Annotated in this window: 8 protein-coding genes; 3 read left to right on the top strand and 5 right to left on the bottom strand. The window is 38.0% G+C overall.

The window, feature by feature from the left end; translation table 11 throughout:
- Window positions 1-480: 480 nt before the first annotated feature.
- The 3 genes from prfA to HCG49_RS06540 all read left to right on the top strand — a co-directional run bounded on the left by prfA (window position 481) and on the right by HCG49_RS06540 (window position 3,308).
- On the top strand, window positions 481-1,557 hold the full coding sequence (prfA, locus tag HCG49_RS06530; protein ID WP_168468738.1) for a peptide chain release factor 1: 1,077 nt from the start codon (window positions 481-483) through the stop codon (window positions 1,555-1,557).
- A gap of 7 nt (window positions 1,558-1,564) precedes the next feature.
- Window positions 1,565-2,386 carry an orotidine-5'-phosphate decarboxylase gene (pyrF, locus tag HCG49_RS06535; protein WP_168468739.1) on the top strand — a complete coding sequence of 274 codons (822 nt, stop codon included), beginning with the start codon at window positions 1,565-1,567 and terminating at the stop codon, window positions 2,384-2,386.
- Window positions 2,387-2,531: 145 nt separating this feature from the next.
- Complete coding sequence (locus HCG49_RS06540) at window positions 2,532-3,308, top strand: alpha/beta fold hydrolase (RefSeq protein WP_168468740.1); 777 nt, start codon at window positions 2,532-2,534, stop codon at window positions 3,306-3,308.
- Window positions 3,309-3,674: 366 nt separating this feature from the next.
- On the opposite strand, the gene HCG49_RS06545 is transcribed toward HCG49_RS06540, so the two are convergent.
- The 5 genes from HCG49_RS06545 to purU all read right to left on the bottom strand — a co-directional run bounded on the left by HCG49_RS06545 (window position 3,675) and on the right by purU (window position 12,514).
- Window positions 3,675-5,159 carry a RagB/SusD family nutrient uptake outer membrane protein gene (locus tag HCG49_RS06545; protein ID WP_168468741.1) on the bottom strand — a complete coding sequence of 495 codons (1,485 nt, stop codon included), beginning with the start codon at window positions 5,157-5,159 and terminating at the stop codon, window positions 3,675-3,677.
- Window positions 5,160-5,180: 21 nt separating this feature from the next.
- The gene (locus HCG49_RS06550) at window positions 5,181-8,387 is read right to left on the bottom strand and encodes a SusC/RagA family TonB-linked outer membrane protein (protein ID WP_168468742.1); all 3,207 of its coding nucleotides are present in this window, start codon (window positions 8,385-8,387) and stop codon (window positions 5,181-5,183) included.
- A gap of 543 nt (window positions 8,388-8,930) precedes the next feature.
- Window positions 8,931-10,469 carry a helix-turn-helix domain-containing protein gene (locus HCG49_RS06555; protein ID WP_168468743.1) on the bottom strand — a complete coding sequence of 513 codons (1,539 nt, stop codon included), beginning with the start codon at window positions 10,467-10,469 and terminating at the stop codon, window positions 8,931-8,933.
- Between the two features lie 437 nt (window positions 10,470-10,906).
- The gene (locus tag HCG49_RS06560) at window positions 10,907-11,608 is read right to left on the bottom strand and encodes a DUF4197 domain-containing protein (protein ID WP_168468744.1); all 702 of its coding nucleotides are present in this window, start codon (window positions 11,606-11,608) and stop codon (window positions 10,907-10,909) included.
- 54 nt (window positions 11,609-11,662) lie between these two features.
- The gene (gene purU / locus HCG49_RS06565) at window positions 11,663-12,514 is read right to left on the bottom strand and encodes a formyltetrahydrofolate deformylase (protein ID WP_168468745.1); all 852 of its coding nucleotides are present in this window, start codon (window positions 12,512-12,514) and stop codon (window positions 11,663-11,665) included.

Raw genomic sequence — 12,514 nt, forward strand, 5'->3', positions numbered from 1 at the left:
ACTTATCTCCTGCCTTAAGCATCCCTACATCCCCCTTAGGCCCCCTTCAAAGGGGGAATACACGTTTTTAAACCAGAACGAGTCAACCTAAATCAGGGACGTACACTATTGTTAACTGCTAATTGATTATTGTTAATTGAAAAGCGTTAGGGATCGCAGCGGCATCCCCGCAGCAGCGCAAGGGATATAGCGTAGAGCCCGCCCGACGAAGGAGGGAACGCCCAAATCATTGTAAAATTTAACCTGTCTATTTGGTATGTAAAGCCAAAAGTGAAAATTTCCCTTTACGAGATAAGTTGTTGCTTTCTTGAGCCTTCCCTTGCCGTAAGAATCGAAAAAAAAACTATGCTTGTGCCAAGTTTACAAGAATAAAACACCTCTTAAACTTGGTCGTGTAAAAAAATTGAATCCATCTGCTCAATCAGATATGTTGAGTTGTTCAAATTTATCGTAAATTCGCAGACCAAGTGTAGATTGCATATGATAGATAAATTAAACATAGTAAAACAACGTTTCGATGAGATTTCAGATCTTATTATTCAGCCTGATATTATTGCTGATCAGAAGCGGTATGTTGCCCTTAATAAGGAATACAAGGATCTAAAAGAACTGAACGACAAAAGAGATCTTTATTTAGAGTTTACCAATAATATTGCGGAGGCAGAGGAGATTATTGCCGATGGTAGTGATGCCGAAATGGTAGAAATGGCCAAAATGCAATTGGAAGAAGCTAAGCAAGGCTTGCCCAAGTTAGAAGAGGAAATTAAACTTCTATTAATCCCTAAGGATCCGGAAGACGCTAAAAACGTCGTGGTAGAGATCCGCGCGGGTACTGGAGGAGATGAGGCCAGTATTTTTGCGGGAGACCTTTATAGAATGTATACCAAATATTGTGAGTCTAAAGGTTGGAAAACCAACGTGATAGATTTAAGTGAAGGAACCAGTGGAGGGTATAAGGAGATTCAATTCGAGGTCAACGGAGAAGATGTCTATGGTACCCTAAAATTTGAAGCAGGCGTACACCGTGTGCAAAGGGTTCCCCAAACAGAAACCCAAGGAAGGGTACATACCAGTGCCGCAACGGTAATGGTGTTGCCAGAAGCCGAAGATTTTGATGTTCATATTGAGCCTAAAGATGTGCGAATAGATTTTTTCTGTTCCTCAGGACCAGGTGGGCAATCGGTGAACACAACCTATTCTGCCGTGCGTTTAACACACGTCCCGACCGGATTGGTAGCCCAGTGCCAGGATCAGAAATCACAGCATAAAAACAAAGAAAAGGCATTTAGAGTATTGCGTTCGCGCTTGTACGATCAGGAATTGGCCAAAAAACAAGAAGAAGATGCTGCAAAACGTAACTCCCAGGTAAGTAGTGGTGACCGTTCTGCGAAAATTAGAACCTATAACTATCCGCAAGGAAGGGTGACGGATCACAGGATTGGACTTACCCTATACGATTTGCAAAATATTATTAATGGCGATATTCAACGTATTATAGACGAATTGAGTTTAGTAGAAAATACCGAGAAATTAAAAGAGGCCTCAGAATTATTCTAATTTATATATGACGGCGCAGTTTTTAACAGAAGAAATTCGTAGAAAGGAATCATTCCTTTGTATCGGATTAGATACCGATTTAGATAAAATACCAGCATATCTTTTAAAAGAAGAAGATCCTATATTTGCCTTTAACAAGGCAATTATAGATGCTACCCATCATTTATGCGTGGCCTATAAGCCCAATACTGCATTTTATGAGGCGTACGGTATTAAAGGCTGGCAAGCCTTGGAAAAGACTATAAATTACCTAAATGAAAAGTATCCGGAGATCTTTACCATTGCCGATGCAAAACGTGGCGATATAGGCAATACCTCTACCAGATATGCAAAAGCCTTTTTTGAAAACCTAGGGTTCGATTCCGTGACCATAGCACCTTATATGGGGAAGGATTCGGTAGAACCATTTTTGGCCTTTAAGGATAAACATACCATACTATTGGCATTGACGTCCAATATGGGAGCTTTCGATTTTCAGACCAAACAATTAGAAGATCAAGAGTTGTACAAAAAAGTGTTGCAGACCTCCCTGACCTATGAAAATTCGGAGAATTTAATGTATGTGGTCGGAGCTACCAAAGCAAGTTTCTTGACAGATATACGAAAAATAGTTCCTCAAAGTTTTCTGTTGGTTCCCGGTGTTGGGGCGCAAGGTGGCAGTTTGCAAGAAGTATGTAAATACGGCATGAGTGATAATGTTGGCTTATTGGTAAATTCTTCCAGAGGAATTATTTATGCCTCTAACCAAGAAGATTTCGCAGCGGCAGCAGCTAAAAAAGCTTTGGAATTACAAAAAGAAATGAGCGAAGAATTAAAAAATAGGAACTAGTTTAGGTTTTCTATTGTAATTCTCCAAAAATTCGGGCTTTCCCGCTTCCCTTTATATGGGGCATGGGAAAGCTCGAAAATTTTTTATATTAACCATCCCTACTGGGTGTCATATAGTTTTCTTAGATCAAAATGAAACCTAGCTATTGTTAAGTTATACGATACATAAACATCAAACCCAAACGCAATGGGTAACCTTTGTGCACGGGGCTGGAGGTAGCTCTACTATTTGGTACAAGCAGCTGCGAGAGTTTAGAAAACACTTTAATGTGTTGCTTTTAGATTTAAGGGGGCACGGGAATTCTAAAGTGCACCTAAAAGATGCTTTTAAGGACAAGTATACTTTTGACAATATTACCCACGATATCATAGAGGTCATCGATTTTGAAAATATTTCAAAGTCACATTTTATAGGGATTTCACTAGGGACAATTTTAATACGGAATTTGGCCGAAAAACACCCCCATAGGGTAGACCGAATGGTGATGGGAGGGGCTATCATGAAATTAAATTTCAGATCCCAAGTATTAATGCGATTGGGAATCATCTTTAAATCGGTCATTCCATATCTGTGGTTGTACAAGTTTTTTGCTTTTATGATTATGCCCAACAAAAATCATAAAGAATCGCGATTGCTGTTTGTGCGCGAGGCGAAAAAACTATATCAAAAAGAATTTATCCGATGGTTTAAACTCACCTCGGAAATAAACCCATTACTTCATTTCTTTAGAACGGTAGATATCAAAATCCCAACCTTGTACGTTATGGGTGCAGAGGACTATATGTTCTTGCCTACCGTAAAACAAGTAGTGCAATCCCATCGCGCATCTTCTCTTGTGGTGGTCGAAAAATGTGGGCATGTGGTCAATGTAGAACAGCCGCTGTTCTTTAATGATACCGTTATTCAATACCTACGGTCTTAAACCAAAGACGATAACTTTTATTTTATATAATTAGTCCTTGTATCTTGTAAGTAATAGGAGAAAGCTGATACATTCTTTATAACCCCTGTTAGGATGTCATATACAATGCTTAAAGGAATTGTTATAAAGTTGATCTAAACAGCGTTAGAACTTTTCTAAATAGCTTGGTTAGCGTAGTAATAGGTTTTCAAGCAATGTATAATAAGTCTTATGACTTCTTTCAAGATGATCAAGTATCCCAATCATAAGAATTAGGTAATAAGAATACTGCTTTTTTGGGAAAGAGTTTTAGGAAAGACAATAAAAAACGCCCATCAAAATAATATTCTGATGGGCGTTTGTATGGCTACAATAACCTTTTAATGCTTATTGGCTAATGTTAGGGTTGTTTTGGATTTCACTCTGTGGAATATCAAAACTTAAACGGTCGTCGTTGTAAGGAATGCTGGTTCCGGCAGAAGAAAGATGGTTAGGGCCACGCGTAATGGTAGCCTTATTTCTCTTCATCGCCAAATAGCTTTTTCCTTCACCCCAAAGTTCAATTCTTGTTTGTAGGTAAATTTCATCCAATAAAGCTTGTCCGCTTAATAGGTCTACATAAGCTGTTTCTAGCTCAGAGTCTAAACGCTCCTTAAGTAAAGTCTTAAGTGACGCTCTTGCACCAGCTTCGTCTCCAGATTTTGCGGCAGTTTCTGCATGTAGCAAATACATTTCTGCAATTCTCATATAAACGTAATCCGTAGTAACACTTCTTTGACCTCCAATTTTACGCTCAGGAGCATAGAATTTACCAGTTGGATATAAACGGCTAATATCTTCAGTAGCATCTTGGTCCTCAAACTGTGCCTTTCTAACATCATTCGAAGGGATCGCTGCATAAAGGTTCTCATCGATTACCTTAGGATCTCCTGCCCAAGTATAACTATAGGTAAAAAGGTCCATTTGTCCCCACCAAGAAACAAGATCTAAATCGTTGTCCAAGGTTAGGTCAACTCCCCACATCCATCCAGAAGTAATTACATCGTTAAAACCGCCAGTAACTTCTTCCTTGCTCATAAGGGTGTAGTTCCCATCTGTAATAACTTTATTGGCTACTACGGCAGCTTCGGCATTCTTGCCAATAGCGGCATAGGCATAGGCCAAAAGACCACGGGCAACATCTTGGTTGACTTCATTCTTGGCAGTTCTAGAAAAGCCTTCAAGAAGGGTTACCGCTTCGTTTAGGTCTGTAATGATCAAATCATATACCTCTTGCGCAGTGCTTAACGGCTGGTTAGGAGTGTTGGTGTCTGTATAAATAGGTAAGATTGCATCTGAAGCTTGGTAACCCTGTGAGAAATAGTTAGCCAAATAGAAATATGCATAAGCCCTCATTGCTTTGGCTTGTCCCATAGTTTGCTCTTCATCAGTAGTTGCAAGCTCTGCGTCGTTGCCACCTAAACCATCTATAACAATGTTAGCGGAAAGGATAATTCTGTAATAGAACCTCCAAACCTTATAATTGTTAATGTTGGTGTAGTCTACTGTAGAAGTCATGTCGGCCAATGTACTGTACCATCCGTAGGTAGTTCCTCCTAAAACCATGTCGGAAGACAACATATCACCATAGATATCATACCCCTTTTGACCAAAATCGTCATGATTTAAGTCAGTACCGCCACTTCCTGTTTTAAACATAGTAGCATATATTCCTCTAAGACTTGCTTTTCTAATATCAGAGTTTAAGTCCGAGGCATCTATAATTTGATCTGAGGATATAAACTCAGTTGGCTTTGTTTCCAAGTAATCATCGCTACAGCCTAATGTTAATAGGCTTGTAGCAAGAATTGATATATATAATTTAGATTTCATAAGTTGTTTCAATTTTTAAAATTAAAATTTAGCTCTTACTCCAAAAGTTACAGTAGATAATGGAGAGTATCTGTAACGATCAGAGGTTCCTGCCTCATCCGTTGAAGGGTTAAATCCTTTTCTTTCAGATAACAACCAAAGGTTGTCTCCAGAAACCCAGAAATTTAGGTTAGACATCCCTATTTTTTCAACATACATCTTTGGAATGGTGTACCCCAAACGGATATTGTTTAGGTTTAAGAAATCGGACTTGGTAATAAACCTTGTTGAAGAAGAAACTACGTTTTTGTCGTAGTCACTAGAAATACGAGGTACATCCGTAACATCTCCTGGTTGTTGCCATCTGTTTAGGATGTCTGTATGCCAGTTATTTCCACCTGCTTGATCGTTACTCATTAATCCGGCGTAAGCAGCATCATAAGCATACCCACCAACACTGTATAGGAACTGAGCGCTTAAGTCAAACCCTTTATAACCGGTACTTAGGTTAAAGGCACCTCTTACCGTAGGAATGGCCGATTTGCCAACGTATTTCTGTGTTGCTTCGGAATAAGTTTCGGTGGTAGCCATAGAAAGTGCATTAGCTCTTTCTGGGTACTGGGCTACATAATCAGCCATAGAAGAAACTCTTTCGGTAGCTTGCAGTTTTCCATCATTGTTTTCATCGAAATAGTATACGTTCCAGGTACTTACCCCAGTGTCTGTATTTACACCTGCATATTCCCTTGTATAAAAATCGTATAGAGAATGCCCTACAGACCTACCAAAACGACCGTCGATATCAATGATTTTTTGTTCACCCGTAGTTGGTTCAATAGGCATTTTTGTCATTTCATTGTCTAAGAACTCTCCGTTAACAGATAAGTCAACATAGAAATCGTCTGATTTTACAAGGTGAGCTGTTACGTCAAATTCCAATCCTTTGTTGCGCAATGCACCGTCGTTAACTTTAATTAAAGCATATCCTAATGAAGGTCCATTTCTTCTGTCAAAAATAAGGTCATCTGTATTCTTAATGTAATAATCTACAGCGACATCTAAAAAGCTTCCGATACCGAATTCAACTCCAGTTTGGAACATTTTAGAAGTTTCCCACGTTAAATCAGGGTTTCCTTTAGAATCAAATGACAATGAAATTTCATCGTTTAAGTTTTCAACCTCAAAAAGATCGTACCCAGGGTAGTAACCAACACCACCTTGCTCACCAATAAGACCGTAACTTGCCTTTAACTTTAAATTGCTAAATAGGTCTTGGTTAAGCATGAAATCTTCATTGATAACGGCCCAAGCAGCACCTATAGAGCCAAAAGTACCCCATTTGTTCTTTAAGAATCTAGAAGATCCATCTCTTCTTACCGTACCAGAAACAAAGTATTTGTTGTCATAGTTATAGTTTAACTGGCCAAAATAACTTTCCAAAGTGTAATCTCTAGTGTAAGAACCGGCTGGTGAAGAAACCACCGCATTGTTAAGTTCGGTTCCAAAAGGATCTACCAACTTTGTCTTGTAGGCATTAAGATATTTTCGCTCCCATGAATTGTTTTCATGAGCAACCAATGCTTCTACACTATGGTCATCAAATTGCTTTTTAAAACGCAATAAGTTTAACATGTTATAGGAGAAAACTTCTGTTTTGGTTTTGTAGATAGAACCACCACTTGTGGAGCTTGGGCCATAGAAGGGGCCGTTTTGCTCATCGTAAGAACTGTTGTAATACTGAGTCCCAAAGCGGTTTTCTAAAGTAAGGTAGTCCGTGAATTTAATATCCAATGAGGTGTTGAAGTTAATTTCATGGTTCATTCTATTCTGAACACTGTTCTGTGCATCTGAAATAGCATTGGTAAGTCCACCAAAACCTCTTCCTTGTCCGTAATCGTACACATTTCCTCCATAATATGGATCAGGAATGGTGTTGCCCTCGGCATCTCTTAAAAATAAAGGGTAGATAGAAGGAATGTTATCTACAAACCAGAATACACTTCCAGAATCCTCAGATTGACCACCGTTATTAGTTTCAGAAACGGTATAGCCTAAATTCATAGAACCGTGCAACCAATCCTTCACTTGGTGGTTTACATTTAAACGGGCAGAATAACGCTCGTAGTCAGAGTTGATAGAATATCCTTTGTCATTTAGGTAACCAATAGAACTAAAATAGTTGGTTTTGGCATTACCTCCACTAATTTTTAGGTTGGCCTCTGTTCTGTTTGATGCTTGGAAAGCGTAATCTTCCCAGTTTTCTGGATTGTATTTACGGGTAACCCCATCTCTTACCATTCCTGTCGCTGGGTCTATCAATTCACCACCATTGGCAACATTCCACATATTGTAATTAGCGCCTACACCTGCGCTTGTGAAAAGCCTATCGTTCGCATAAATTGCCGCATTAGCTTCATCACGACCAAAAGAAGCGCCTCTATTCTTAAGAGCTTCCCAGCTTAAGCCAATATACTGCTCTGGAGATTTAATAGTGCTGTATCTTGGTAACAAGCTAAAGTTTTGGCCAGTTTTGGTTTCTACTTCTATATAGTCGTTTCCGTTTTTACCTTTTTTAGTGTTGATAACTACCACACCATTCGCTCCACGAGCACCAAAAATAGCAGTTGCAGAGGCATCTTTAAGAATAGTAGTAGAAGCAATATCACTTGGGTTTAAAGCGCTGATGTTACCAGAATATGGTACACCATCTACAACATATAAAGGGTCTCTGTTTCCGTTTACAGAACCAAAACCTCTAATACGGATGGTCGCTTCGGAACCAGGCTGTCCAGAAGTGTTGATGACACGAACACCTGCAGACTCACCGGTTAAGGCTTGTGATACGTTGGAAACACTTTTACGATCCAATAATTCAGAATCTATCTGCTTCACAGAACCTGTAAAAGATTGCTTGGTAGAGGTACCGTAACCAACTACAATAACCTCTTCTAATGCCTGGGCATCTTCTTCCATAACAGCATTAATGGTATTGCTGTTCCCTACGGCAATAGTAAGGGTTTTTTGTCCTACATAGCTAAAAGATAAGGACTGGCCTACACTCGCTTTAATGGTATAGTTCCCATCAAAATCAGACTGGGTACCGTTAGTAGTACCAACTACAAGAATGTTTACTCCTGGCAGTGGCAAACCAGACTGGTCGGTAACATTACCCGTAATTGTTTTTTCCTGAGCCATCATCACCAATGACACGAGAAATAATTTTAAGAATAAGAAATACTTAATTTTCATAAAAATTAATTTGAGTTAGTTAAACGCTTTTTTTTGGGTAAATATTGACTATTTGATTTTTTTGGATAGCTAATTCAAATAAAAAGCCATAATAAACGTTGGTTTATTAAAAGTCTAGTCAAAGGCCCCAACCTTCAAATAAACTATAGATGTGTTGATTTTCACTTACTCCCGACCAAAATTTACTCGATACAGACGTAGGTTAACTATACAGAAGGTTTTAAGGAGCTGTTATATAGGGTGTTGTGTTAAGATGTAAGAGTTTTGTAAAAATTAATATAATATTAACTTTAAATCATTAGATGGCTAGTTTCTCCGTTCTTTGAATGCGTTCTTAAAGGTGAGAGGAAGTGTTAGGAATGGAAGAATAAGATTTAAAGGTTAGAATGAAGTATGGTTGGAGGAGAGTAAAACTCTCAGGTCTTGCATCTATGAGTTAAAGGGGGGTGCTGAAGGTGTTAGAGTAATTGGAGGTGTACGTTGGGTATCAATTCTTTCCCTTTGCTCTTGTTGTGGTCTACGGGGCCTCTAGTATTAATGAAGTTAACCGTTTATAATAATATCGCTTGTTTGCTCTTTTATATATTGAGAAGGAGTCATTCCTTTTCTCTTTTTAAAGGCTTTGTAAAAAGATACTTTGTTGTTGAAGCCAGATTCGTAGATTAAATCGGTGATCAAGTCTATTTGATAGTCATTTTTCTCAATAATGTTTATGGCTTCCTGAACCCTAAAATCATTAATGAATTCATAAAAGTTCTTTCCAAATTCCTGATTGATGACCTGGGAGAGGCTATACCGGTCTGTGTTTAGGTTTTTTGCCAATTTTTCTAAGGTAATGGTATTGTCTAAGTATACCTTTTTATTTTCTATCAGCTCTAATAATTGATGACTAAGGGTTTCAATCATAGCTTCTGTCAATCCAGAATTTTTGTATTTTACCTTGGGAGTGGTTTTTGGTTTTAACGCTTCAGTTTTAGTAAGGATTTCTGGTTGAATAAACAGCATAACAGCACAGACACCGATAAAAAGGGAAAGCAGAATAGCCCCAATATATTTAGAGATATAGTTAAAAGACGGAATCTCCGCAAAAAGGGCACGGCTAAATACAATTAATATGATCGCAGCTAAAAATGAAATCGCAAGGATAAACCATTTCTTGTTAGAGAAGTTAAGGCTTTCTTTATGTCCCTTATACAACCTGACTAACAATATGAGGTATAGCGTACTGTGAAAAAATTTAAGATAGGCGTTTTGGATGATAAATGCCACATTGTTGCTCGGTGACAGCGGTGAATTAAGGCTATCCGTTATGTTAATATGAATTAATAGTAGTAAACAAAAAAATACAAATACACCATAGTGTTTTGTGATTTTCATGGTATTGCCATTAGAGGTAATGTTTAATTTTTTTCGGATATATAGATATAAGGAAGGTGCCCAAATATAGAAATGAATATTAAAGAAAAACTCTTTTGGGGTATAGTTAAATTCCTTTATCCAATACATTGATAGCTCGAATAACATTATTGAAACACCAAACAAAAATATTGCTAAAAAAATATTGTGCGTATTTACTCTTTTGTGGTTTATAAGCAGTTTGCCTGCCAAGAATATACCACTGATTGCAAACACAAGAAATATGTAGTTTAATAAATTTTCCTGAGAAGAATTGTTTTGCTCTTCAAGCTTAGCCAGGTTTTCCACTGGATTGGCGGAACTCCCAAGTAGATGGTGGGTTGCTTGGATTTGATTTTTTAAATCGGCGCTGTTCCTCGCGAGCTGGTTAATGGAATCTACTGCAAGTTTGCTGGCGGCGAAGTATTTTTGAAAGGACGCAGACTTGTCATAGCCCTTTAAGTTAGCCGATAACAAAAAGGCATATGCCTCGTTGTAATTCTGATTTTTGTATGCACAAACGCCTATCTTAAAGCATTCTTCTGAACTTAATGCTTCAATATCGGTAGATAGCAATTCGTGATTTTCTAAAATCCCGCAATCGAGATTTTGTAGATCGGCATCGGTAGACCAGCCCATTTGTACAATCGATACGAAAAGATAAAATAAATAATTCTTTAATCTCATGAGGGATAGCACTTCAGGAAGTGCGAAAATACTATTTTAAAGGGGCAGTTTTGTGATATTTTTCATAAAGGAGTGTTAAAATAAGGATAAGGTAACATAATTAAGGGAATTGGTAATAAAAAAATAGTCTTTTTCCTTTAATGGTGTAGAGGTTATAAGTAGGCTGTTACGAATAATATGAAATCAGTAAGACCAAGATCTGGTCGCAAATATGAATGAAAAGCTGCGAATTACAATTGACCGTAAAAAACACCTATGAAAAAAACCGGTGTTGCCACCGGTTCTAAACTAACTAACTTAAAAAAAACACTAACTTAAATCCTTAAAAGAAATAAGGCTGATTGTAGGCTGTATCACGACTTATTTACTTTCCTTATAATAGGAGTAACGCTATTAAAGCATATTTATTGTAATGTTTTTGTATAAAATTCTCATTATTAATCTTGTAGCGCAAAAACACGTCTTAAAATGTCGGTGGTTCTGGAAGAAGTCTTCGTCCTGATTTCTTTTTCTTCCAAAGCAATCATAGTGTAGACACCTACCAAGGCTTCTTGGGTAACATAATCTGTCAAATCCGGATTTACAGGGCTTATAAAAGGTATGTTATTGTATCTGGTAATAAGCTGGTTCCATATTTGGTCTGCACCTACCTTTTCGAAAGAATTTTTGATCACCGGACTAAATTTGTTGTATAATTCTGTCTGCGTATTATTGGTAAGATAGACGGTGGCAGCATTGTCTGCACCTAGTAAAATGTTCTTGGCATCGTTAAAGGTAATACCCTTTACGGCACTAACGAAAATTGGTGTTGCTTCTTTTACGGCATCTTCCGCAGCCCTGTTCAGTATTTTTAAACCTTCATCGGCCAAATTGGATAAGCCAATATCTCTGAGGGTTTTATCTACTTTTTGTAGTTCTTGCGGTAAGATAATCTTAACTAGCTCGTTTTTATAGAAACCATCGGTTTCGGTGAGTTTGCTTACTTGTTTGTCGATGCCTATTTCCAAAGCCTGTCTTAGCCCATTTGCAATTTCCGTATTGTTAACAACCCCTCCTTGTGGAAGGTTGTTTACTACTTGTTGTAATTCAGCGCATCCGAAGCATTGAAAAAGAACAAGACAGAGTATGATTTTTTTCATGTAGTGAGATTTATGTTAAAGATACTCAAATGGTTTTGTTAGGACATTGATTGATTAGGTAAATATGACTGTTTTGTTGTTGTAAACCATTGTTTTTCGTCGAATATGAAGCTTTACCGCCCTAGAAAGTACGATTTTTTCCAAATCCCGTCCCTTGGTAATAAAGTCTTTAATGTTATGGGAATGGGATACCGTGGTAACATCTTGTTCAATAATGGGGCCAGCATCCAATTCTTCGGTCACATAATGACTGGTAGCCCCAATGATTTTGACCCCACGTTCAAAAGCCGCATGATAGGGTTTGGCACCTGCAAAGGCCGGTAAAAATGAATGATGAATATTGATGATTTTATTAGGGTACCGATCTATGATCTTTTGTGTCACTATTTGCATATAACGGGCTAAAACGATAAAATCGACCTCGTATTGCTCCATTAGCTTTAGCTGTTGGTTCTCGGCCTCTTCTTTGGTGGCCTTGCTAATAGGGACATGGAAAAAAGGAATGTCAAATTGTTGGGCCACATATTCCAAGTCGGGATGGTTGCTTAAAATAAAAGGAATGTCAACTTCCAATTCCCCAGAGTTGTAGCGGCTAAGCAAATCGTATAAACAATGGTTGTATTTAGAGACCCATAAGGCCATTTTAGGTTTTTTAGATCCTATATATAAGCTCCATTCCATATGATAGGGCTGGGCCAGCTCTTCTTCAAATTTCTGTTTAAGGGTGCTAATGACCGGAATGTTGTTTTCGAAATCGCTTTCCAATCGCATAAAAAAGACACCGGCTTCTTTATCCACATGCTGATCGATGTAAATAATGTTGCCGCCGTTTCTATAGATAAAACTAGTAACGGTGCTAATAATTCCAGATTGGTCGGGACAGTTAATAAGGATAGTGGTTTTCAA

The sequence above is a fragment of the Arenibacter sp. 6A1 genome (assembly GCF_012272855.1).
In the GTDB taxonomy this organism is placed as follows: Bacteria; Bacteroidota; Bacteroidia; order Flavobacteriales; family Flavobacteriaceae; genus Arenibacter.

What these genes read in the sequence shown, in the direction of transcription:
- prfA (WP_168468738.1), top strand. Translation starts at nt 481, where the DNA reads ATGATAGATAAATTAAACATAGTAAAACAACGTTTCGATGAGATTTCA.
- pyrF (WP_168468739.1), top strand. Translation starts at nt 1,565, where the DNA reads ATGACGGCGCAGTTTTTAACAGAAGAAATTCGTAGAAAGGAATCATTC.
- HCG49_RS06545 (WP_168468741.1), bottom strand. Translation starts at nt 5,159, where the DNA reads ATGAAATCTAAATTATATATATCAATTCTTGCTACAAGCCTATTAACA.
- HCG49_RS06550 (WP_168468742.1), bottom strand. Translation starts at nt 8,387, where the DNA reads ATGAAAATTAAGTATTTCTTATTCTTAAAATTATTTCTCGTGTCATTG.
- HCG49_RS06555 (WP_168468743.1), bottom strand. Translation starts at nt 10,469, where the DNA reads ATGAGATTAAAGAATTATTTATTTTATCTTTTCGTATCGATTGTACAA.
- HCG49_RS06560 (WP_168468744.1), bottom strand. Translation starts at nt 11,608, where the DNA reads ATGAAAAAAATCATACTCTGTCTTGTTCTTTTTCAATGCTTCGGATGC.